Origin of the sequence: Streptomyces lincolnensis (assembly GCF_021173675.1) — a bacterium.
GTDB classification, from domain to species: Bacteria; Actinomycetota; Actinomycetes; order Streptomycetales; family Streptomycetaceae; genus Streptomyces; species Streptomyces lincolnensis_B.
Window position 1 is genome coordinate 282,923 of sequence record NZ_JAIHON010000006.1, and the last position, 22,354, is coordinate 305,276.

The window sequence follows — 22,354 nt, forward strand, 5'->3', positions numbered from 1 at the left end:
GTCACCGACCTGAGTTTCCCCAGGTCAGGCAGGGGGCGAACGTGTTTTCGGTTACCGGTGTGTCAGTCACACCGGCGTCAACACCCAGGGGGTTATCCACAGATCGTCGTCTTTTCCCCACCGTGTGGACAGTGGCTGTGGATAACTCAGTGGATAGCCCTGGGCAGAGCTGTGTTCACCGGCCGGTGGCCTGTCCTTCGACCGCTACTTCCACTGCGTGGAGACGCCGAATCCGGCGGCGATGAAACCGAAGCCCACCACGATGTTCCAGTTGCCCAGCTGGTCGATGGGCAGCGACCCGTCCGTGACGTAGAAGACGACGATCCATGCCAGGCCGATGAGGAACATGGCCAGCATGACGGGTGCAACCCAGGTGCGGTTGGTCAGCTTGATCGCGGTCGCCTGCTTCGCAGGCGGCGGCGTGTAGTCGGCCTTCTTGCGGATACGTGACTTCGGCACGAGGGTCTCTCCTGTCGATGCGCTGCGTGGCCGCGCAGGGAACTGTGGCTGGCTCCGGGGCAGCGTACAAGGGGACTCTTAGCGCTCCCCCGGGCGTCCGTTAGCGTAGTGCTTCCGCGGTGCCGAAGGAGATAAGGGTACGTTGAGCAATTCTGCCGACTCTCCAGGGACAGAATCCAGTCCTGCCCGACCACGGGCTTTCCGGCCCGTGCGGGTGCTCACCGCGGGGGTCTTCGCCCTCGCGGGACTCCTTTTCTTCACCAGCTTCAACACGGCCAAGGGCACCAACATCCGCACGGACGCCTCCCTGCTGAAGCTGTCGGACCTCATCCACGAGCGCAGCGGCAAGAACGGCGCGCTCGACGAGACCAACGCCGCCCTGCGCCACGACATCGAGTCCCTGGCCGAGCGCGACGACGGCAGCACCAAGGCCGAGGACGCCGAGCTGGCGGCCCTGGAGAAGAACGCGGGCACCCAGAAGCTCGCCGGCGAGGCCGTCTCGGTGACGCTCAACGACGCCCCGCCGGACGCCACCGCCAAGCTCCCCGGCTACCCCGAGCCGCAGCCCGACTACCTGGTCATCCACCAGCAGGACCTCCAGGCCGTGGTGAACGCCCTGTGGGCCGGCGGCGCCAAGGGCATCAAGGTCATGGACCAGCGGCTGATCTCCACCAGCGCCGTGCGCTGCGTGGGCAACACGCTGATCCTCCAGGGCCGCGTCTACTCGCCGCCGTACAAGATCACGGCGGTCGGGGACCCGGAGAAGCTCCAGAAGGCACTCACCGCGTCCCCGGCGATCCAGAACTACATGGTGTACGTCAACGTCTACGGGCTCGGCTGGAAGGTCGAGGAGGACGGGCGGGTGACTCTTCCCGGCTACTCGGGCACAGTGGATCTGCAGTACGCCAAGCCTGTGGAGTAGCAGCCTGTGGAGTAGCCGCCGGGGGGCCCAGTGTCGGTGCGGGTGGTCGTCAGGACCTTCAGTGAGCTCTGTATCACCGCCGGTGCCCTGATCGTGCTGTTCGTCGTCTATGTGCTGTTCTGGACCGGTGTGAAGGCCGACCACGTCATGGACGACCAGATCGACCTGCTCCAGGAGCGCTGGGCACGGGAGCCCGTGACACCGACGGCGTCTCCGGGCGCTGCCGAGGCGGAGCCCGTGCGGCCGGCGCGGTACGAGGCGGGCAAGCCCTTCGCGATCATGTACATCCCGCGTCTTGGTTTCACGTGGAACAAGCCGGTCCTGGAGAACACCGCCACCAAGACCCTGAAGAAGGGCCTCGGCCACTACGCGGACACCGCGCGGCTCGGCCAGAAGGGCAACTTCGCGGTCGCCGGCCACCGGCGGACGTACGGCGATCCCTTCAAGGACTTCCCCAGGCTGCGCCGGGGCGACGCCGTGGTGCTCACGGACGGGACCACCTGGTTCACGTATCGGATCGACAAAGGGCCCTACAAAACAGTTCCCTCGGACGTCGAGGTGATCGACCCTGTGCCACGTAAGTCGGGGTATACGCGTTCGGGCCGCTACCTCACACTGACCACGTGCGATCCCGAGTGGGGCCACAGCCACCGGCTGATCGTCTGGGCGCACCTGGACTCCACACAGCCTGTGGAGGCAGGGAAACCAGCGGCCCTGCGCCGTTAGTCTGGTGCGGTACGGCGTGAGTCAGGTGCCGTGGCGCGACGAAAGGGACGGCATGTACGGCTGGATCTGGCGGCATCTGCCGGGGAACGCGGGGGTGAAGGCGTTGATCTCCCTCGCGTTGATCGTGGCCGTGGTCTACGTCCTGTTCCAGTACGTCTTCCCGTGGGCCGAACCGCTGCTTCCCTTCAACGATGTGACGGTGGACAACCAGTGAGCGCGCGCATTCTCGTCGTCGACAACTACGACAGCTTCGTCTTCAACCTGGTCCAGTACCTGTACCAGCTGGGCGCCGAGTGCGAGGTCCTGCGCAACGACGAGGTCTCCACGGCCCACGCCCAGGACGGCTTCGACGGCGTCCTGCTGTCCCCGGGCCCCGGAACCCCCGAGGAGGCGGGCGTCTGCGTGGACATGGTCCGGCACTGCGCCTCCACCGGCGTGCCCGTCTTCGGCGTCTGCCTGGGCATGCAGTCGATGCAGGTGGCGTACGGCGGTGTCGTGGACCGCGCCCCCGAGCTGCTGCACGGCAAGACCTCGCTGGTCGAGCACGAGGGCAGGGGCGTCTTCGCGGGCCTGCCCACGCCCTTCACGGCGACCCGCTACCACTCCCTGGCCGCCGAGCCGGAGACGGTACCGGCCGAGCTGGAGGTCACCGCGCGGACCCACGACGGGATCATCATGGGCCTGCGCCATCGTGAACTGCGCGTCGAGGGCGTGCAGTTCCACCCCGAGTCGGTGCTCACCGAGCACGGCCACCGGATGCTGGCCAACTGGCTGATGGAGTGCGGCGACCAGGACGCGGTGGCGAGGTCGGCGGGGCTCGCCCCGGTGGTGGGCAGGGCCACGGCGTGACGGCGCTGCGCCCCGAGCGCGAGTCGGGAGCCTCGTACGGGGAGCAGCCGTACGAGGATCCCGCCGTGCTCGGGGAGTGGTACGACAGCGCGTCGTACGACACCGCGGGCGCCGCTCCCGACTACGGCTCCACCGGTGCCGGTGAGCCGTGGATACCGCCGGCCGACGACGAGACCGTCGCCCTGCGGATACCCGGTCCCCCGACCCGCCGGTCCGGTGGCGAGTCCATATCGGCGTCTGACGCCTCAACCGCCTCCGCTGCCACAGGAGTCACCCCGGGCGGGCGAGCGGCCCGCAGAAAGGCCGCCAAGGGCCGTCACGGGCGTCATGGCGGCACACTCGAGTCCCCGGCGGACTCCGCGAGCGCCTCCGAGGGGGACAGACCGCTCTCCCGCGTGGAGGCCCGTCGGCAGGCCCGGGCGCGCAAGCCCGGCCCGGCCGTGGTCGCCAGCCGGGCCCTCGGTGAGGTGTTCATCACCACCGGCGTGCTGATGCTGCTGTTCGTCAGCTACCAGCTGTGGTGGACCAACGTCCGGGCGCACGCCCAGGCGGACAAGGAGGCCAGCAGCCTCCAGGACGACTGGGCGAGCGGCAAACGCGCCCCGGGCAGCTTCGAGCCGGGCCAGGGCTTCGCCATCCTCCACATCCCCAAGCTGGACGTGGTCGTGCCGATCGCCGAGGGCGTCAGCAACAAGAAGGTCCTCGACCGGGGCATGGTCGGCCACTACGGCGAGGCCCCGCTGAAGACGGCGATGCCCGACGCGAAGACCGGCAACTTCGCGCTCGCCGGCCACCGCAACACCCACGGTGAGCCGTTCCGGTACATCAACAGGCTCACCAAGGGCGACCCGATCGTCGTGGAGACGCAGGACAAGTACTACGTCTACAAGATGGCGTCGATCCTGCCGGTGACGTCCCCGAGCAACACGAGTGTCATCGACCCCATCCCCAACGGGTCCGGTTTCACCACGGCCGGCCGCTACATCACGCTGACGACGTGCACGCCGGAGTTCACCAGCAAGTACCGGATGATCGTCTGGGGCAAGATGACCGAGGAACGGCCGCGCAGCAAGGGCAAGCCGGATGCGCTCGTCCAGTAAGGGCAGATGAACGTGGCAGCGACCACCGACGGCACCGCAGAGCAGACCGACACCGCTTCGCCCGGGCGTCCCGCCCCGCGTCGCCGTGGCGGTCGTATCGCCCTGGCGGTCAGCGTCTTCGGCGAACTCCTCATCACGGGCGGCCTGGTCCTCGGCCTGTTCGTCGTCTACTCGCTGTGGTGGACCAACGTCCTCGCCGACCGCAAGGCCGACCAGCAGGGCGACAAGGTCCGCGACACCTGGGCCCAGGAGCAGGACAAGGGTCCGGGAGCGCTGGACACGGGCGACGGCATCGGCTTCCTGCACGTGCCGGCCATGAAGAACGGTGAGGTCCTGGTCGAGAAGGGCACGACCTCGAAGATCCTCAACGACGGCGTCGCCGGCTACTACACCGACCCGGTCAAGGCCACGCTCCCGACCAGCGGCAAGAACGGCAACTTCTCCCTCGCCGCCCACCGCGACGGGCACGGCGCGAAGTTCCACAACATCGACAAGCTGAAGAAGGGTGACGCGATCGTCTTCGAGACGAAGGACAAGTGGTACGTGTACAAGGTCTACGCCGCCCTTCCGGAAACCTCGAAGTACAACGTCAAGACCCTCGCCGCCGTCCCCAAGGAGTCCGGGAAGAAGAAGGCCGGCAAGTACATCACCCTCACCACCTGCACGCCCGTCTACACCAGCCGCTACCGCTACGTCGTCTGGGGCGAGCTGGTCCGGGTGGACCCGGTGGACAGCAGGCGGACACCGCCGAAGGAACTCGACTGAGGCAGGCGCCCCCCCGGCAGGGGGAAGGTACGAGGAAGGGGCCTCGACACCCGCTCAGGGTGTCGAGGCCCCTTCCTGTGGTGGCCCGTGGTGACCGGTCCAGGGGGCTAGCCGAAGATGCCGCCGTTGTCGCCGTTGCCGTTGTTCTGGTCCACGGCGATCAGGTTGACCGCGGTGCCGCGGTCGACCTGGGTGTTGGGCTGCGGGTCCTGGCTGATGACGACGGCGTTGTCGTCCTGGGAGCCGGCGATGTTGCCGACGGTCAGCCCGGCGTCCTCGATGGCCTTCTTGGCGTCCTTCAGCCTCTGCTGCGTCACGCCCGGGACCGGGACCTGCTGACCGGCCTTGCCGACCTGGATGGTGACCGTCTGGTTCTTGCTGAGCTGGGTGCCGGCCTGGGGGTCGGTGGAGATGACCTTGCCGACCTGGTTCGGGTCCTGGGTCTCGACCTCTACGCAGGTGCCGACCAGGTTGTTGGCCGTCATCTGGGCCTTGGCCGCGTCACAGGACTGGTTCAGGACGTCCGGCACCGTGACCTTCTCCTCCGCCTTGGCGATGGTGAGGGTGATGGTGGTGCCCTTCTGGACCTCCGTGCCGAGACCGGGATCCTGCTCCAGGACCTTGCCGGCCTCCTCCGTGGACACCTGGTCCTTGGTCTCGACGACGAAGTTGTACTTCGCGTCGGTGAGGATCGACTTCGCCTCGTCGATGTCCTTGCCGAGGACACTGGGCACCGCCACCTTCGGCGCACCGGTGGAGACCACCAGGTTGACCGTGGTCTGCTTCTTGACCTCGGTGCCGGAGTCCGGGTCCTGGTCGCAGATCTTGCCCTTGGCCTGGTCCTCGCAGGGCTTGTTGGTGATGCTCAGCTTCAGTTCCGCGTTGATGGCCAGTTCCTTGGCCTGCGCCTCGGTCTGGCTGATGAAGTCCGGGACGGTGGTCTTGTCGTTGGCCACACCGTCGCTCGCGAAGATCCACCGGCCGATCAGGATCGCGCCCACCAGCACCAGGACACCCGCCACGACCAGGAGGATCGTCGAGGTGTTGGACTTCTTCTGCTGGCGGCGCCGGGCCGGCCTGTCGTCGTAGCCGTAGCCGCCGTCGTCCGGGTTCACGGGCGGCAGCATCGTGGTCGCCCCGGCGCCCGAGTCGGCGCGCAGGGCCGTCGTCGGCTGGTCGTCGGGGTAGCCGCCGTAGCCCACGGAGCCCATCGCGGCCGTGGCCGCGACCGGCTGGCCGTCGAGGCAGGCCTCGATGTCGTTGCGCATCTCGTCGGCGGACTGGTAGCGGTAGTTCGGGTCCTTGACCAGCGCCTTGAGGACGATGGCGTCCATCTCGGGCGTGATCTCGGGGTCGAAGACCGACGGGGACTGCGGCTCCTCACGGACGTGCTGGTACGCGACCGCGACCGGGGAGTCGCCCACGAACGGCGGGCGCACGGTGAGCAGCTCGTACAGCAGACAGCCGGTGGAGTACAGGTCCGAGCGGGCGTCGACCTGCTCACCCTTGGCCTGCTCCGGCGAGAGGTACTGGGCGGTGCCGATGACCGCCGAGGTCTGCGTCATCGTCATGCCGGAGTCGCCCATGGCGCGGGCGATGCCGAAGTCCATCACCTTGACCTGGCCGTTGCGCGTCAGCATGACGTTCGCCGGCTTGATGTCGCGGTGGACGATGCCGTTGCGATGGGCGTACTCCAGGCCCTGGAGGATGCCGATGGTCATCTCCATGGCGCGCTCCGGCAGCAGCTTGCGGCCGGAGTGGAGCAGCTCACGCAGGGTCGAGCCGTCCACGTACTCCATGACGATGTACGGGATCGACACGTTGTCGATGTAGTCCTCGCCCGTGTCGTAGACCGCGACGATCGCGGGATGGTTGAGCGAGGCGGCCGACTGGGCCTCCCGGCGGAACCGGGCCTGGAAGGACGGGTCGCGCGCGAGGTCCGCGCGCAGGGTCTTCACCGCCACCTGGCGTCCCAGACGGGTGTCATGCGCGAGGTAGACCTCCGCCATGCCACCACGACCGAGCACCTGGCCCAGTTCGTACCGGCCGCCGAGGCGACGCGGCTCTTCCATAGCTTCCTACCAGCCCTCTCCGTCGGTCCCGACCGGCACGGGTGTGCGGTCGGAGGCTGCCGTCCGGGCCTACCGTACCCGGCTAGCTTTGTGTGACCTGGCCAAGTGCGTCACCCGATACAGGACCGGTATCGCAACGTGCACCGATGTGAAGGGGACGTGAGCGGGGTCACTTCTTGCTGTTGATGACCGCCTCCATCACGCTCTTCGCGATCGGCGCCGCGAGGCCGCCGCCGGAGATGTTCTCGCGGACGGCCTCGTCGTCCTGGATGACCACGGCCACGGCGACCGGCGCGCTGCCGTCGGCGACCTTGGCGTAGGAGATGAACCACGCGTACGGGTTCTTGCTGTTGTTCTCGCCGTGCTGGGCGGTACCGGTCTTGCCGCCCACCGTGACACCGTCGCCGATCTGGGCGTTCTTGCCGGTGCCGTCCTTGACGACGGTCTCCATCATGTCCTGGAGGATCTGCGCGTTCTTCGCCGACAGCGGCTGGCTCAGCTCCTCCGGCTCGGTCTTCTCGATCGGGTCGATCGTCGGGGCCTGGAGCTCGTCGACCATGTACGGCTTCATCAGCTTGCCGTCGTTGGCGACCGCCGAGGCGACCATGGCCATCTGGAGCGGGGTCGCGGCGGTGTTGAACTGGCCGATCGAGGACAGCGCGGTCTCCGAGGGGGCCATGTCGTCGGAGAAGTTCGAGGCGCTGGCGCGGACGGGCGTGAACTGCTCGGAGCCGAAGCCGAACTTCTTGGCCTCGGCGAGCATCTTGTCGTTGCCGAGGTCGGAGCCGACCTTGCCGAAGACGGTGTTGCAGGAGTACTGCAGGGCCACCCGCAGGGTCGCGTTCTCGCAGGGGATGGTGCCCTCGTTCGGCAGCACGGTGGTGGTGCCCGGCATCGTCCACGGCAGCGGCGACCTGGTCTTCTGGTCGGCCGAGGTGTACAGGCCGTTCTCCAGGGCGGCCGCCGCGGTGACGACCTTGAAGGTGGAGCCGGGCGGGTAGGTCTCGCGCAGGGCGCGGTTGAGCATCGGGTCGTTCGGGTCGTTCTTCTTCTGGAGCTTCGTCCACGCGTCGGTGTCGGTCGTCGTGGAGTTGCCCGCGAAGGAGGAGGGGTCGTACGACGGGAAGGAGGCCAGCGCCAGGATCTTGCCGGTGGAGGGCTCGATCGCGGCGACCGCGCCCTTGCCGCCCTGCTTCCTCAGACCGTCGTAGGCGGCCTTCTGGGCGGCGGCGTTGAGGGTGGTGACCACATTGCCGCCCTCCTTCTCCTTGCCCGTCAGCATGTCGAGGGTGTTGCGGAAGAACAGCCGGTCGTCGTTGCCGGTGAGGATGCCGTCCTCGATGGACTCCAGCTGGGTGGCGCCGAAGGCCTGTGAGGCGTAGCCGGTGACGGGCGCCCACATGGGGCCGTTCATGTAGGTGCGCTTGAACTTGAAGTCGCTGCCGTCGGTCTCCTTGGAGCCGGTGATCGCCTTGCCGTCGACGATGATGTTGCCGCGGGGCGAGGCGTACCGCTCGATGATGACGCGACGGTTCTCCTTCTGGGTGCGCAGCTCGTCGGCCTGGACGTACTGGATCCAGTTGTCGCGGATGAGCAGGGCCAGGACGAGGAGTCCGCAGAAGATCGCGATCCGGCGCAGGGGCTTGTTCATGACGGGCGGACCACCTGGGTCATCTCGGCGTCGGGGTTGGGAGCGGGGGCGGGTGCCGGGCGGCGTGCGGTGTCGCTGATGCGCAGCAGGATGCCGATCAGCGCCCAGTTGGCGATGACGGAGGAACCGCCGTACGCCACGAAGGGCAGCGTCATACCGGTCAGCGGGATGAGGCCCATGACACCGCCGGCCACCACGAAGACCTGGAGCGCGAAGGCGCCGGACAGGCCGATGGCCAGCAGCTTGCCGAACGGGTCGCGGGCGGCGAGCGCCGTACGCACACCGCGCTCGACGATCAGACCGTAGAGCAGCAGGATCGCCATGACGCCCGCGAGGCCCAGCTCCTCGCCGAAGGTGGCGAGGATGAAGTCGGAGTTGGCGGCGAAGCCGATGAGGTCGGAGTTGCCCTGCCCGAGACCGGTGCCGAGGGTGCCGCCGGAGCCGAAGGCCCACAGGGCCTGCATGGACTGCTCGGTGTGGCCGTAGACGCCCTGCCTGCTGAGTGTGTACTCGCGCATCGGGTCCAGCCACGCCTGGACGCGCTGCTGGACGTGCGACTCGAAGGAGGCGACGCCCACGGCGCCGGCCGCGGACATCAGCAGACCGAAGACGATCCAGCTGGTCCGCTCGGTGGCGACGTACAGCATGATGACGAACATCCCGAAGAACAGCAGGGATGTACCGAGGTCGGTCTCGAAGACCAGGATGAGGATCGACATCACCCAGACGACGAGGATCGGACCGAGGTCGCGGCCGCGCGGCAGGTACAGGCCGATGAAACGCCGGCTGGCCAGCGCCAGGGCGTCTCTCTTGACCATGAGGTAGCCGGCGAAGAACACCGCGAGGGCGATCTTCGCGAACTCGCCCGGCTGGAGCGTGCCGAGGCCGGGAATCTTGATCCAGATCTTGGCGCCGTAGGTCGGGGCGCTGATGCCGGGGATCAGCGGCATCACCAGGAGGAGCAGGGCCCCGGCCATGGAGATGTAGGTGTAGCGCTGAAGGACGCGGTGGTCCTTGAGGAAGATCAGTACGACGACCAGCAGGGCGACGCCCATCGCGGAGTACAGCAGCTGGCGCGGTGCCGCCTCGACGAAGGTGTTGCTCGCCTGGAGCCGCCTGGACTGGTCCAGCCGCCAGATGACGACCAGCCCGAGCCCGTTCAGCAGGGTGGCCAGCGGCAGCAGCAGCGGGTCGGCGTACGGTGCGAACTTCCGTACGACGACATGGCCGATGCCCGCGAGGAGGCCGAGCCCGAGGCCGTAGCTCAGCAGGCCGGGCGGCACCTTGTCGTTGATCGCCAGCCCCACGTTGGCGTACGCGAAAACCGGAATGAGAACCGCGAACGCCAGCAACGCCAGCTCGGTGTTGCGCCGGCTCGGCGCGCCGATGGCGCCGATCGTGGACGTGTGGTGGGTCGGCGAGTTCGTAGTGCTGCTCATCGTGTGACTGGGCCTCTCACGGCTTGCCTACTGCGTACCGCATTGCCCGACGACCTGCTTCTCTTCCTCCGAGAGGGTGGGGCCGGGAGTGGGAGTAGGGGCGGTCGTGGACGGGGTCGGGGACGTCGACGGTGAGCCCGAGGGGTTCGGGGTCGGTGTCGCCTTGGACGTGAGGGAGGTGCGGGTGGTTCCCGTGGTGCCTCCGGCCTCGCCCTCTCCGGTCTTGGAGTTCTGCTCGCTCTCGGCCTGCTGCTGCGCGACCCGCTTCTTGCACGCGGAGGCCTGCACCGCCAGCTCGTTGATCTTCTTCTGGGCGTTGCTCAGACCGCCCTCGGCGATCGTGCCCTCGACCGACTTCTGCCAGTACGGCGGCAGGTACTTGAGTTCGATCTCGGGGTGGTCCTTCTCCACCTTCGACAGGGACACCCAGGCCAGGTCCTGGCTGATGCCCCGGTACAGCGCGACATGGTCGTCGTTGACGCCGACGTAGTACTGCGTCTGCGTCCAGCGCCAGCCGCCGTAGAGACCGCCGCCGACGACGGCGAGGGTGAGGGCGATGTAGAAGGATCTCTTCAGCCACTTGCGCCCCTTGCGGGGCTTGACGAAGTCGTCGTCGGAGTAGTCGCCGAAGCCGTTGGCGGGGATGTAGCCGGTGGTGTCGCCGGAGCCGGGCGGGCCGAACTCGCCGCCCCCGCCGCCCTGTCCGGGCACCTGGCGGCCGAGCCCGGAGGCGCGCCCTGCCGGGGTCTGCATGATGCCGGGGTCGTGCAGGTGGTTCTGGTTCTCGGCGACCGCGCCGACCACGACCGGGGTGTCGGACAGCTGCCCGGCGAGGGTGTCGCCGGTGTCGAGGTCGAGGACGTCGGCGACGATGACCGTGATGTTGTCCGGGCCGCCGCCGCGCAGCGCGAGCTCGATCAGCTGCTGCACGGTCTCCTGGGGGCCCTGGTAGCTGGCGAGGGTGTCCTCGAGGGTCTGGTGGGAGACCACCCCGGACAGCCCGTCGGAGCAGATCAGGTAGCGGTCGCCGGCCCGGACCTCACGGATCGACAGGTCGGGTTCGACGTGCTCGCCGCTGCCCAGCGCGCGCATGAGGAGCGAGCGCTGCGGGTGCGTGGTCGCCTCCTCCTCGGTGATGCGGCCCTCGTCGACCAGGCGCTGCACCCAGGTGTGGTCCTGCGTGATCTGGGTCAGGACCCCGTCGCGGAGCAGGTACGCGCGCGAGTCGCCCACGTGCACGAGACCGAGCCGCTGGCCGGTCCACAGCAGGGCGGTGAGCGTCGTGCCCATGCCCTCCAGCTGCGGGTCCTCCTCGACCATCGAACGCAGTTGGTCGTTGGCACGCTGTACGGCGGTGCCGAGCGAGGTGAGGATGTCGGAGCCGGGGACGTCGTCGTCGAGCGCGACGATGGTGGAGATGGCCTCGGAGGAGGCGACCTCGCCGGCCGCGGCGCCGCCCATGCCGTCGGCGATCGCGAGCAGGCGCGGACCGGCGTATCCGGAGTCCTCGTTGCCCTCCCGGATCATGCCTTTGTGCGATCCGGCGGCGAAGCGCAGTGACAGACTCATGCGCACCTCGCCCGTCGGCTCCGGGTACATCCGCACGGTGCCCACCCTCCGGTCGGGAGCGCGCCGGGGCCCGGGGTGAGGGCCGCCGCTGCGTGCTCGCTCCGCTCGCGCTCATTCATGACGTAGCACTACTTCCGCAGCTCGATGACGGTCTTGCCGATGCGGAGGGGCGCGCCCGGCGCAATCGGTGTGGGGGTCGTCAGCCGCGTTCGGTCGAGGTACGTGCCGTTGGTGGAGCCCAGGTCCTCGACGATCCACTGGCCGTCGCGGTCCGGGTAGATCCTGGCATGGCGGCTGGAGGCGTAGTCGTCGTCCAGCACGATGGTGCTGTCGTGCGCCCGGCCCAGGGTGATGGTCTGGCCCTGAAGCGCGACCGTGGTGCCGGTGAGGGTGCCCTCGGTCACCACCAGCTTGGTCGGGGCGTTACGACGCTGTCGGCCCCCGGCGGCCTGCTGGCGCTGTTGCGGGGGCGCGGCCTGGCGGGCGGCCTGCTGCTGCCGTCCGCTCTCCCGGCGCGAGCCGCGCTGAGTGACGCGCGTTCCGAACAGGTCGCTGCGGATGACCTGCACGGCCACGATCACGAACAGCCACAGTACGGCCAGGAAACCCAGCCGCATGACCGTGAGGGTCAGCTCTGACATTGCCCCCGCTTCACCCTTCGGCTTGCCGGTAAATGATGGTGGTGCTGCCCACGACGATCCGCGAGCCGTCGCGGAGCGTAGCGCGGGTGGTGTGCTGCCCGTCCACCACGATGCCGTTGGTGGAGCCGAGATCCTGGATCGTCGAGGGCGAACCGGTCCGGATCTCGCAGTGCCGGCGGGAGACGCCGGGGTCGTCGATCCGCACGTCGGCCTCGGTGCTGCGGCCCAGCACGAGCGTCGCGCGGGAGATCTGGTGGCGGGTGCCGTTGATCTCGATCCAGTGGCGTGTGCGACCGCCTGCCGCGGGCGCGGCCGGGGGCCGCTGTCCGCCCGCGGGCTGCGGGTAGCCGTAACCGCCGCCACGGCCGCCGGGCGGTGGCGCGGCCGGCATCGGCGGGGCGCCCGCGGGCGCGGCGGCCGGCGGGTAGCCGTAGCCGCCGGGGGCGCCGGGCGCGGGGGAACCGGGGCGTCCGGCCGGGGCCGGTGCGGCGCCCTGCTGGTTGCTGGAGGAGGCGAGCGTACGGCTGCGCACCCGGTACAGGCCGGTGTCGAGGTCGTCCGCCTTCTCCAGGTGCACCTTGATCGGGCCCATGAAGGTGTAGCGCTGCTGCTTGGCGTAGTCGCGCACCATGCCGGCCAGCTCGTCGCCGAGCTGGCCCGAGTAGGGGCTCAGCCGCTCGAAGTCCGGCGTGCTCAGCTCCACGATGAAGTCATTGGGTACGACCGTCCGGTCGCGGTTCCAGATGGTCGCGTTGTTGTCGCACTCGCGCTGGAGAGCGCCGGCGATCTCCACGGGCTGGACCTCGGACTTGAACACCTTGGCGAAGGTGCCGTTGACCAGACCTTCGAGACGCTGCTCGAACTTCTTCAGGACTCCCATGGGGCACCTCCTCCGTCCTTGCCGTCCTGGGTACTGCTTACCTGGTACTGCTTACTGATCGTATCCACGCGCCGGTGAATCGGCTGGTTCCCCCTGTCGGCCCGGTCGACAGGTGTCGACGCCTCCGAAGTTCCCTCTGGAGCCCGGCTTCGAACTCTTCTGTCAAGGATCGTAGAGGCGGCCGCAGACCAGTGTCCCGCACCTGACTGTGGACCCCGACCGGCTCCTGGGGAGACGGCCGCTACCGGTACGAGGTTGATACGTGAACCGGTACTGGTTGATACGTAGTCGAAGGCGCCCCGGGTCGGTCGGGTTCTCCAGAACCCGCTGGTGGGCGGCTGCCCGCCGGTAAGGGATGTGAATCCACCCCGGCCCGCGTGCTAATGTTCTGCGTGTCGGAAGGCGCCGGACCGCACGGAACGGGGCCCGAGGACACACCCAATGCGCGGGTGGCGGAATAGGCAGACGCGCTGGATTCAGGTTCCAGTGCCCGCAAGGGCGTGGGGGTTCAACTCCCCCCTCGCGCACAACGGGAAGCCCCGTAGGTCTCGGACCTACGGGGCCTTCTCATGTGTGGTGCTCACCTCAGGTGAGGACAATCACATCGATGTTCCCCACCTGAGGCGTCGGCCTGGGATTCCCCGCCGGGGCTCCTTCTTCCGGTGGCTACGGTTTCCGGTGGCTACGCGGCTTCCGGTGGTTACGAGGCGAGGCGCTGCGTCAGTTCCTTGGCCTTGGCGGCGGCGCTCTGAAGGGCGCGCTCGCGGGAGGCCTCGAAGAGCGGGACCAGCTCGGACATCGCCGGGTTCTGCGGGGCGGACGTGAGCTCCGGGACGATGAAGTCGACGTCCACGGCGAGCATGTCGGTGAAGATCGCCGTCAGGTAGTTCTGGACGTACTCGTAGCCCTCGCGCGGGGTGCCCGGCGCGTAGGAGCCGCCGCGGCTGGCGACCACGGTGACCGGGGTGCCCTTGATCCGCGAGTCCTCCGTCATGGCGGTGCGGCCGATGAGGATCACGTTGTCCAGCCACGCCTTCAGGGTGGACGGGATCGCGAAGTTGTACATCGGGGCGCCGATCAGCACCGCGTCCGCCTGCTCCAGTTCCTCGATCAGCTGCACGCGCGCGTGGAAGGCGGCGGCCTGCTCGGGGCTGTGCGTCGCGGGATCGGAGAAGCCGGCGGTGTGGGCGTCGACGCTGATGTGCGGCACCGGGTTCTTGGCGAGGTCGCGGTAGATCACCGTGCCCTCGGGGTGCTGCTCCTCCCAGGTCCTGCGGAAGGCGTCCGTCACGGACCGGGACGCGGAGGCGTCGGTGGGGAACACGGACGAGTCGATGTGCAGCAGCGTGGCCATGGTTCTCCCAAGAAGAGGTGGCGAGAGGAGCCCGCGGGACGCTCCCCCGCGGGCTGCTAATTCGTACTCGACTATGGATAACACAGTCACTTACTTTTTTTCATCCCGTGTGGTGAGGGCAGTACCCTGAGGGCATGACGGTCGACGAGGGCATGACGGTCGAGCAGCGGCACGACCCGGGTGCGTGCAAGCAGGTGGACCACGCCATCACGCGGGTGTTCCAACTGCTCGGCAAGCGCTGGACCGGCCCGATCGTGTCCGTGCTGACCAACGGGCCCGCCTACTTCGTCGACCTGCGTCGCGCCATCCCCGGCATCAGCGAACGGATGCTGTCCGACCGGCTCACCGAACTCGGGGCCGCGGGACTGCTGCTCCGCGAGGTCGACGAGGGACCGCCGCTGCGGGTGTCGTACCGGCTGACGGAGGCGGGAGCGGCGCTGGACCCCGCGCTCAAGGAGCTGGGGCAGTGGGCCAAGCGGTATCTGCCGGAAGGGGAGCGGCCGACGGGGTGCTGAGCCCCGTGGCGTGAGAGGTGGGGTGCTCCCGCCGCCGGCGACGGCGGGGTTTTCCACAGCCGCGGAGTTGTCCACAGGGTCTGACGCGTTCTCGCCGGCGGCTGTACGGTCGGCACGAGTTGATGTTCGTGCGTGAGCCTGTACGTGTGCGGGGGAGGCGGTCGTTGTGACCGAGGTCGGTGCCAGGACGGTGGCCGGGGACGCGGTCCCCGCTCAGCAGACCGTGGCGGGTGACGGCGGTGCCCGTCGGCTGCCGCCGGTGCGGGGCTTCGCCGAGTGGCCCGGGCGAGGGACGCCCAAGGACGAGGGCAAGGCGCTGCGGGGCCGGGTCCCGCGCGCGGCGCACGCCGCCCTCGACCTGGACATCTCCCGGCCCGACGCGGTGAGCGCCGTCGAGGAGTCCGGCCGTGGCCGGATCCCCGGGCTCACGCCGATACGCGTCGGCCGGATGGCGGCCACGCCCTTCGCCTTCCTGCGCGGAGCGGCCGGACTCATGGCCTACGACCTCGCGCGCACCCCCATGACAGGGATCCGCGCCCAGATCTGCGGCGACGCCCACGCGGCCAACTTCGGTCTGTACGGCGACGCCCGCGGCGGCCTGGTCATCGACCTCAACGACTTCGACGAGACGGTGCTCGGCCCCTGGGAGTGGGATCTCAAGCGGCTCGCGGCCTCGCTCGTGCTGGCCGGCCGTGAGGCGGGCGCCGACGAGGACCGCTGCCGCAAGGCGGCGGGCGACGCGGCGGGCGCCTACCGCCGCACCATGCGGCTGCTGGCCAAGCTCCCGGTGCTGGACGCGTGGAACGCCATCGCGGACGAGGAACTGGTCTCCCACACCGACGCCCACGACCTGGTCGGTACGCTGGAGCGGGTCTCCGAGAAGGCGCGGGCCAACACCAGCGGGCGCTTCGCGGCGAGGTCGACCGAGCCGACCGAGGACGGCGGGCGCCGCTTCGTCGACGCCCCGCCGGTGCTGCGGCGCGTCCCGGACGCCGAGGCCACCGCGGTGGCCTCGGCCCTGGAGGAGTACGTCAGCACGCTCGCCGAGGACCGCCTCCCGCTGCTGGCCCGGCACGCGGTGCACGACGTGGCCTTCCGGGTCGTCGGCACGGGCAGCGTCGGCACCCGGTCCTATGTCGTGCTGCTCCTGGACCACCGGGGCGAGTCCCTCGTCCTCCAGGTCAAGGAGGTCCGTCCCTCGGCGCTGGTCCCGCACCTGGTGAGCGCCGGCTTCGAGGTGCCCGAGGTGGCGCACGAAGGACGGCGCGTGGTGCTGGGGCAGAAGCGTATGCAGGTGGTCAGCGACATCCTGCTGGGCTGGACGACGGTCGACGGACGCCCCTTCCAGGTACGGCAGTTCCGCAACCGCAAGGGCAGCGTCGACCCCGCGGCCCTGGCCGCCGACCAGATCGACGACTACGGCCGGATGACCGGCGCGCTCCTGGCCCGCGCCCACGCCCACAGCGCCGACCCGCGCCTGGTCGCCGGCTACTGCGGCAAGAGCGAGGAACTGGACGAGGCCGTCGCCGCGTTCGCCATCGCCTACGCCGACCGCACCGAGGCGGACCACGCGGACCTGGTGGCGGGGGTGCGCTCGGGCCGGATCGCCGCGGAGTTGGGGGTGTGAGAGCGATGAGAGCACCGGACGGGCCGGGTGACCAGGCGGTGCCGGGGGTTCCCGGCCGGGTGTGGCCTACGCTGGTCGGGTGACGACGCCGGAAGCTGAGCAAGGCGGTGTCCCCGGTGAGGACCGGGTGACGCCCGAAGGTGGTGCGCCCCGGCCCGAGGAGCGGCTGGAGCGGGCCGTACGGGCCGCCGAGCAGGCGCTGATCGAGTACGAGATCGCCGTCGAGACCTTCCGTATCGAGGTGGAGAACTTCTCGCGGCTGCACCACCAGAAGCTCGGCCCGATGTACACCCGGCTCGACGAGCTGGACGCGCTCATCGCCGAGGCCAGGGCCGCCCGCACCGGTGACCCCGAGGACCGGCGCAGGGCCGACGAGGCGCGGGCCCGGGTCATGCCGATGCCCGGGGTCGAGGAGCTGTTCGGCGGCTGGATGGACGGCCAGGGGCTGTTCCCGGAGGCCGAGGCGATGCTCACCGACCAGCCGGTGCGGCCCCCGCAGCGGGTGCGGCCCAGCGACGAGGCCCGCAAGCTCTACCGCGAGCTGGCCCGCAAGGCCCACCCCGACCTGGCGCAGGACGAGGGCGAGCGGAGCCGGCGCGAGGAGTTCATCACCCGGGTCAACGCCGCCTACGGCCGGGGCGACGAGCCGCTCCTGCGGGAACTGGCCGAGGAGTGGGCCGCCGGGCCGAAGCCGCCCGAGCAGGGGCCGACGCCCAGCGAGGAGCTCTACGCCCGCCTCGAATGGCTCGCCCGGCGCAAGGAACTGCTCAGCGTGGTCGCCCGGGAACTGGAGGAGGGCGCGATCGGCTCCATGCTGCGGATGGCTCCGGACGACCCGGACGCCCTCCTGGAGGAGATCGCCGAGAAGCTCCTGGCGGACGTCGCCGTGCGCGAGGCGGAGCTGGCGGAGCTGCTCGGGTAGGCGGGGGCTGCTTGGTTGGGCGCGAGCTGCTTGGCCAGGCGGGGCTGCCCGGTTGGGTGGTGCCCGGCGGATCCCGGACCCGGATCCCGGGTGCCGGTGCCCGTTCGTGTGGATGGTGGTGTCGGGTAGCGTCGGGGTATGCATTTCGGAGCTGGTGTGCCCACGGTCGAGGTCACGGACCTCAAGGACGGCGACTTCCTGCTGGACGTCCGCGAGGACGACGAGTGGCAGGCGGGTCACGCCGAAGGAGCGCTGCACATCCCCATCAGTGAGTTCGTCGCCCGGTACGGCGAGTTGACGGAGGCGGCGCCGCAGGACGGGCGGGTCCATGTGATCTGCCGCTCCGGCGGGCGCTCGGCCCAGGTCGCGATGTACCTCGCCCAGCAGGGCGTCGACGCGGTGAACGTCGACGGTGGGATGCAGGTGTGGGCCGCGGTGGGGCGGCCCGTGGTGACCGACGAGGGACAGCAGGGCTTCGTTCTCTAGGCTCGCCTCGCCGCGAAGTCGCGCCTCACCTGAACCGCCTCTGCGTCAGGCCAGTGGGTGGGCCGCGAGCAGGTCGCCCAGGGTCTCCTCGTGTGCCGCGGCCGGGCCGAGTGACAGCTCCAGGTGCTTGGCCCAGGCGTGATAGCGGTGCAGGGGGTAGTCGACGTCGGCGCCGAAGCCGCCGTGCAGGTGCTGGGCGGTCTGCACGACCCGTCGTACGCCCTCGCAGGCCCAGATCTTGGCGACGGCCACGTCACCCGAGGCGGGGAGCGCGCCCGGCGCTCCCGTGGCGATCCGCCACGCGGCCTGCCAGAGCGTGGCCTCCATGGCCCGCAGGTCGATGTAGCGGTCGGCGGCCTGGACGGCGACGGCCTGGAACGTGGCGACCGGGAACCCGAACTGCTCCCGCTTGCCGGTGTACTCGCTCGTCATCCGCAGCACCCGCTCGCCCAGACCGAGGGCCAGCGCGCAGGTCCCGGTGGTCAGCAGATCACGCAGCCACTCCCACGCGCCCTCGGCCTCGACGACGTCCCGGGCGGTGAGCCGGGCCGAGTCCAGGCGCAGTTCGGCGAGCCGTTCGCCGGTGGTGGAGATCTGCTCGGCCAGGGCGACGCCCTCGTGGAGGCGGGGGACGGCCGCGAGGACGGTCCGGTCGGCGGGTGTGCGGGCGGGGACGAGGACGACGTCGGCGCCGTAGGCCCACGGCACCGCCGTCTGTACGCCGTCCAGGATCCACCCGCCCTCCTCCTGGCGTGCGGTCACGGCGAGTTCGGCCGGGTCGTGGCCGGTGCGGCCGTTCGCGGCGACCGTGAGGACGAGCTCGCCGCGCACGGCCGCGGGCAGCAGGGCGGACCTCAGCTCCGGGCCACCGTGGTGCTGTACGGCGGCCACGGCGGCGCTGTGCTCCAGCAGCGGCACCCGGGCCAGGACCTTCGCCGCCTCGCGCAGCACCAGACACAGGGCGATGGCGTCGAGTCCGGCGCCGCCGTACTCGGGGGCGGCGAGCAGGCTCAGCAGATCCGCGTCGGACAGCCTGGCCCACAGCGCGCGGTCGAAGTCCTCGGCGACGGCACCCGCCGTGAGGGACGGGCTGGGCACCGCGTCCGGCGCGACCCCGGCGAACACCCCTCGTGCCGCCTCGGCCGCCGCCTGCTGCTCCTCGCTGAAGGTGAAGTCCACGGTCCAGTCCTCCCGGCGGGTTCGCTGATCTGACGGCCTGATCCGGCTGCCTGATCTGACGGGCCGTCAAGATAGAACAGGTTCTAGAAGAAGGGAACGGTCGTCGAGGGACCGTTCCGGCGCGGCCGGGTGAGGGTGGGTCTGCCGATCGTTCGGTTCACCGGCTCCGGTGCGGGGGGCACCGTAGGGTGTCAAACGCCGTGGACGGCCCGTGGGCCTGCCCGGACGTGGTGATGGCCACGTCGGGGCAGGGCCGGAGGGGGCTGTGCCGGGTGGGTGTGGCTGAGTACCGTTCCGTGCGAGCGTCGTGGACGTCGCGTGAAGTCGCGGCGACGGCCGCGGTGGCCGCGGACGATAGCGGACGCCATGGGCGAAGCTGGGCATCACCGGTGAAATCGCGATCGGGAGACGGGGCGGAATGGACGCGTACGACGGAGGCTCGCAGGCCCCGCCGGGGCCGGACGAGCCGGGCGCGGCGCCCCCTCCGCCTCCCGCCGAGGGCCGCGCCGGGATAGCCGGTCTCTCGCTTCCGTACCAGGTCGGTGTCGCCGTGGCCCTCGCGGTCGTCGCGGTGGTGGTGTGTGTGCAGGTGGGCATGGTGTTCCTGCATGTGGCGCCGTCGAACACGGTGACGAAGCAGCACGGCAGGGCGATCGACGACTGGATCTATCCGGAGTTCGAGCAGAACTGGAAGCTCTTCGCGCCGAACCCCTTGCAGCAGAACATCGCCGTCCAGGTGCGGGCGCAGATCCGCACCGGGGACGGCGGGACGCGGACCACCGGCTGGTACGACCTGTCCGCCCAGGACGGCCGGGCCATCGACGGCAATCTGCTGCCGAGCCACACCCAGCAGAACGAGCTGCGGCGGGCCTGGGACTTCTTCGTCGCCACGCACGACGGCCAGAACCGCCCGGTGGGCCTGCGCGGCTCGCTGTCCGAGACGTATCTGCGCCGCATCGTGACCCTGCGCCTGGAACGCGATGACGTGGCAGGCAGGGGCGGTGCCGTCGAGCTCGTGCAGATCCGCGCGCGCACGACCAACGTGCAGCCGCCGAAGTGGAGCGACGAGAAGGTCTCCGACCGGCCGGTCTACCGGGTGCTGCCCTGGTGGTCGCTGCCCGAGAGCGCCGAGAACTCCGGGAGTGCCGAGAGCGCCGGGAGTGCCAAGAACTCCGGGAGTGCGGGGAGGGTGCAGTGAACCGATTCTCCCTGTGCGTCTCCGGCGTCATCGCCCGGGTCACCGAGGCCGCCCTCGGCCCCTACCAGACCGCCGTGATCCGGATCGGCTTCAGCGGGACCTGGCTGCTGTTCCTGCTGCGCGAGTTCCCGCACCGCCAGGAGATGTACGGTCCGGACGGCCCCTGGAGCTGGGACCTCGCCGAGCAGCTGATCTCGACGAACGGCGCCTTCACGGCCCTGATGTGGTCCGACGGCAACATCTGGTTCGAATGCGTGTACGCACTGGCCGTTCTGGCGAGCGTCCTGCTGCTGCTGGGCTGGCGTACCCGCACCATGACCGTGCTCTTCATGGTCGGCGTGCTCTCGCTGCAGAACCGCAGCATCTTCATGGGCGACGGCGGGGACAACGTCCTGCACCTGATGGGCATCTACCTCGTCTTCACCCGCTGCGGCCAGGTGTGGTCGCTGGACGCCCGGCGGGAGCGGCTCGCGCGGGCGGCACGGGAGCGGGGGGAGCCGGTGGTGGACCGGGCCGGGCCGGTCCTGTGGGCCGTGCTGGGTGTGGTGCTGGTCGCGGTGACCCTGGCCGGGCGGCTGTTCGACGGCGACCGGTTCATCCCCCTGCTGCTGTGGGGCGTATGGCTCGCGCAGGGCCTGTGGTGGGCCGTCGGGCGGTTCGGACGCCTGCGCGAGCCGCGGATCCTGCTCGATGTCGTCGCCAACATCGTCCACAACGGCGCGCTGCTCGTGATCATGGCCGAGGCGTGTCTGATCTACGCGACGGCCGGCTGGTACAAGATCCAGGGCACCCGCTGGCAGGACGGCACCGCCGTCTACTACCCCCTCCACCTCGACTACTTCTCGCCCTGGCCCGCCCTCGCCGACCTGCTGACGGCCAGCGGCACGATGGTGCTCCTGGTGACCTACGGCACCGTCGCCGTGCAGGTCGCCTTCCCCTTCACGCTGTTCAACCGGCGGGTGAAGAACGTCCTGCTGGCGGCCATGATGACCGAGCACGCCGTGATCGCCGTGGTCCTCGGGCTGCCGTTCTTCTCGCTCGCGATGATCGCCGCCGACGCGGTCTTCCTGCCGACGTCGTTCCTGCGCCGGCTGGGCGGTCGGGCGGAACGCGGGTGGGGGCGGCTGGTGGCGCGCGTGCGCCGTACGCCGGAGCCCGCGCCGCCGGTCCCGGAGGGCACGAGGAGTACGGAGAGCGCGAAGGGCGCGGAGGGTGCCGAGGGCGCTGAGGGCGCGCACGTAGGCTTCACGGCATGACCGACCCCCTGAGCGCCTGGCACCGGCTCGCCGGCGGCTGCGTCCTGCTCGACGGTTTCCACGCCCTCAAGCACGCGGTGCGCTTCGGCGCCGAGGTCCCGGTGGCGGTGACCGCCGACCGGGCCGCCGCGCTCGCCCTCGCCGACGAGCTGGCCCCTGACGTACGGGAGACGCTGGACGCGCTGCTGACCGAGGTGCCGGAGACGACGTACGCCTCGCTGGTGCCGCGCCCGCATCCCACGGCGGTGGCCGCTCTGGCCGTACGGCCGTCCCGCGAGGCCGGTCTGCGGGCGCTGGAGCGCACGCCCCGCGGTGCCCCGGTCGTGGTCCTCGACAACCCGCGCAACCTCGGGAACGCGGGCGCAGTGATCCGGCTGGCCGCCGGGTTCGGCGTGACCGGAGTCGTCACCACCGGCACGCTGGATCCCTGGCATCCCACCGTCGTGCGCGGCGGGGCGGGCCTGCACTTCGCGACCGTCGTGGAGCGGCTGGCCGTCGAGGAGCTGCCCGCCGGGCCGGTGTTCGCGCTCGACCCGGAGGGCGACGACATCCGGGGCGTGAAGCTCCCGGACGACGCCGTCCTCGCGTTCGGCTCCGAACGCAGCGGGCTGTCCGCCGAACTGCGGGCGCGGACCGACCACTTGGTGGCGCTGCCGATGCGCCCGCAGGTCTCCAGCTACAACCTGGCGACGAGCGTGGCGATGACGCTGTACCACTGGAGCCTGGGGGCCGTCTGACGCGGCG

Annotated in this window: 22 protein-coding genes and 1 tRNA gene; 14 read left to right on the forward strand and 9 right to left on the reverse strand. The window is 70.1% G+C overall.

Annotated elements, in window-relative coordinates:
• Positions 1-204: 204 nt before the first annotated feature.
• Complete coding sequence (crgA, locus tag K4B79_RS19100; RefSeq protein WP_232027988.1) at positions 205-459, reverse strand: cell division protein CrgA; 255 nt, start codon at positions 457-459, stop codon at positions 205-207.
• A gap of 142 nt (positions 460-601) precedes the next feature.
• Here crgA and K4B79_RS19105 point away from each other — a divergent pair, with 142 nt between their 5' ends.
• From K4B79_RS19105 to K4B79_RS19130, 6 genes are read left to right on the forward strand one after another with little or no spacing between them, the layout of a single operon-like run.
• A complete protein-coding gene (locus K4B79_RS19105) occupies positions 602-1,381 on the forward strand; it encodes a DUF881 domain-containing protein (protein WP_232027989.1) in 780 nt (259 codons plus the stop codon).
• A 36-nt stretch (positions 1,382-1,417) separates the two neighbouring features.
• Entirely contained in the window at positions 1,418-2,107 is a 690-nt protein-coding gene (locus K4B79_RS19110) for a class E sortase (RefSeq protein WP_232028339.1), read from the forward strand.
• A gap of 16 nt (positions 2,108-2,123) precedes the next feature.
• Entirely contained in the window at positions 2,124-2,321 is a 198-nt protein-coding gene (locus tag K4B79_RS19115; RefSeq protein ID WP_232027990.1) for a hypothetical protein, read from the forward strand.
• The gene (locus tag K4B79_RS19120; RefSeq protein ID WP_232027992.1) at positions 2,318-2,956 is read left to right on the forward strand and encodes an aminodeoxychorismate/anthranilate synthase component II; all 639 of its coding nucleotides are present in this window, start codon (positions 2,318-2,320) and stop codon (positions 2,954-2,956) included. The genes K4B79_RS19115 and K4B79_RS19120 overlap by 4 nt, the downstream gene beginning before the upstream one ends.
• Positions 2,953-4,056, forward strand: coding sequence for a class E sortase (locus K4B79_RS19125; RefSeq protein ID WP_232027994.1), 1,104 nt, complete (start codon positions 2,953-2,955; stop codon positions 4,054-4,056). Before K4B79_RS19120 ends, K4B79_RS19125 begins: the two co-directional genes overlap by 4 nt.
• Before the next feature lie 6 nt (positions 4,057-4,062).
• Positions 4,063-4,821 carry a class E sortase gene (locus K4B79_RS19130; RefSeq protein WP_232027995.1) on the forward strand — a complete coding sequence of 253 codons (759 nt, stop codon included), beginning with the start codon at positions 4,063-4,065 and terminating at the stop codon, positions 4,819-4,821.
• Positions 4,822-4,928: 107 nt separating this feature from the next.
• Here K4B79_RS19130 and pknB read toward each other — a convergent pair whose 3' ends face one another.
• The 6 genes from pknB to K4B79_RS19160 all read right to left on the reverse strand — a co-directional run bounded on the left by pknB (position 4,929) and on the right by K4B79_RS19160 (position 13,073).
• Positions 4,929-6,893 carry a Stk1 family PASTA domain-containing Ser/Thr kinase gene (gene pknB, locus K4B79_RS19135; RefSeq protein WP_232027996.1) on the reverse strand — a complete coding sequence of 655 codons (1,965 nt, stop codon included), beginning with the start codon at positions 6,891-6,893 and terminating at the stop codon, positions 4,929-4,931.
• A gap of 169 nt (positions 6,894-7,062) precedes the next feature.
• On the reverse strand, positions 7,063-8,544 hold the full coding sequence (locus K4B79_RS19140) for a peptidoglycan D,D-transpeptidase FtsI family protein (protein WP_232027997.1): 1,482 nt from the start codon (positions 8,542-8,544) through the stop codon (positions 7,063-7,065).
• The gene (locus tag K4B79_RS19145) at positions 8,541-9,983 is read right to left on the reverse strand and encodes an FtsW/RodA/SpoVE family cell cycle protein (protein WP_232027998.1); all 1,443 of its coding nucleotides are present in this window, start codon (positions 9,981-9,983) and stop codon (positions 8,541-8,543) included. The genes K4B79_RS19140 and K4B79_RS19145 overlap by 4 nt, the downstream gene beginning before the upstream one ends.
• A 27-nt stretch (positions 9,984-10,010) precedes the next feature.
• Positions 10,011-11,582, reverse strand: a complete 1,572-nt coding sequence (locus K4B79_RS19150) for a Stp1/IreP family PP2C-type Ser/Thr phosphatase (RefSeq protein ID WP_232028340.1) — start codon at positions 11,580-11,582, stop codon at positions 10,011-10,013.
• A 98-nt stretch (positions 11,583-11,680) separates the two neighbouring features.
• Complete coding sequence (locus tag K4B79_RS19155; protein WP_067436218.1) at positions 11,681-12,193, reverse strand: FHA domain-containing protein FhaB/FipA; 513 nt, start codon at positions 12,191-12,193, stop codon at positions 11,681-11,683.
• A gap of 10 nt (positions 12,194-12,203) precedes the next feature.
• Positions 12,204-13,073 (reverse strand): FhaA domain-containing protein, encoded by an 870-nt coding sequence (locus K4B79_RS19160; protein WP_232027999.1) that lies wholly within the window; start codon positions 13,071-13,073, stop codon positions 12,204-12,206.
• 443 nt (positions 13,074-13,516) lie between these two features.
• Between K4B79_RS19160 and K4B79_RS19165 the strand changes: the two genes are divergently transcribed.
• Positions 13,517-13,600, forward strand: a tRNA-Leu gene (locus tag K4B79_RS19165).
• 173 nt (positions 13,601-13,773) lie between these two features.
• On the opposite strand, the gene K4B79_RS19170 is transcribed toward K4B79_RS19165, so the two are convergent.
• The gene (locus tag K4B79_RS19170) at positions 13,774-14,427 is read right to left on the reverse strand and encodes an FMN-dependent NADH-azoreductase (protein WP_232028000.1); all 654 of its coding nucleotides are present in this window, start codon (positions 14,425-14,427) and stop codon (positions 13,774-13,776) included.
• 152 nt (positions 14,428-14,579) lie between these two features.
• On the opposite strand from K4B79_RS19170, the gene K4B79_RS19175 reads away from it, so the two are divergent.
• The 4 genes from K4B79_RS19175 (at position 14,580) to K4B79_RS19190 (ending at position 17,977) form a co-directional block, all read left to right on the forward strand.
• Positions 14,580-14,942, forward strand: a complete 363-nt coding sequence (locus K4B79_RS19175; protein WP_232028341.1) for a winged helix-turn-helix transcriptional regulator — start codon at positions 14,580-14,582, stop codon at positions 14,940-14,942.
• Between the two features lie 166 nt (positions 14,943-15,108).
• Positions 15,109-16,569 (forward strand): DUF2252 domain-containing protein, encoded by a 1,461-nt coding sequence (locus K4B79_RS19180; protein WP_374208491.1) that lies wholly within the window; start codon positions 15,109-15,111, stop codon positions 16,567-16,569.
• Positions 16,570-16,648: 79 nt separating this feature from the next.
• A complete protein-coding gene (locus K4B79_RS19185; protein WP_374208492.1) occupies positions 16,649-17,491 on the forward strand; it encodes a J domain-containing protein in 843 nt (280 codons plus the stop codon).
• A gap of 156 nt (positions 17,492-17,647) precedes the next feature.
• Positions 17,648-17,977 (forward strand): rhodanese-like domain-containing protein, encoded by a 330-nt coding sequence (locus tag K4B79_RS19190; protein ID WP_232028344.1) that lies wholly within the window; start codon positions 17,648-17,650, stop codon positions 17,975-17,977.
• Between the two features lie 45 nt (positions 17,978-18,022).
• On the opposite strand, the gene K4B79_RS19195 is transcribed toward K4B79_RS19190, so the two are convergent.
• Entirely contained in the window at positions 18,023-19,156 is a 1,134-nt protein-coding gene (locus K4B79_RS19195; RefSeq protein ID WP_232028001.1) for an acyl-CoA dehydrogenase family protein, read from the reverse strand.
• Between the two features lie 418 nt (positions 19,157-19,574).
• On the opposite strand from K4B79_RS19195, the gene K4B79_RS19200 reads away from it, so the two are divergent.
• Genes K4B79_RS19200 through K4B79_RS19210 form a run of 3 tightly spaced genes read left to right on the forward strand, consistent with a single transcriptional unit; the run spans position 19,575 to position 22,347 of the window.
• On the forward strand, positions 19,575-20,354 hold the full coding sequence (locus tag K4B79_RS19200; protein ID WP_232028002.1) for a DUF5819 family protein: 780 nt from the start codon (positions 19,575-19,577) through the stop codon (positions 20,352-20,354).
• Positions 20,351-21,610 (forward strand): HTTM domain-containing protein, encoded by a 1,260-nt coding sequence (locus K4B79_RS19205; protein ID WP_232028003.1) that lies wholly within the window; start codon positions 20,351-20,353, stop codon positions 21,608-21,610. Before K4B79_RS19200 ends, K4B79_RS19205 begins: the two co-directional genes overlap by 4 nt.
• Complete coding sequence (locus K4B79_RS19210; protein WP_232028004.1) at positions 21,607-22,347, forward strand: TrmH family RNA methyltransferase; 741 nt, start codon at positions 21,607-21,609, stop codon at positions 22,345-22,347. The genes K4B79_RS19205 and K4B79_RS19210 overlap by 4 nt, the downstream gene beginning before the upstream one ends.
• Positions 22,348-22,354 lie beyond the last annotated feature (7 nt).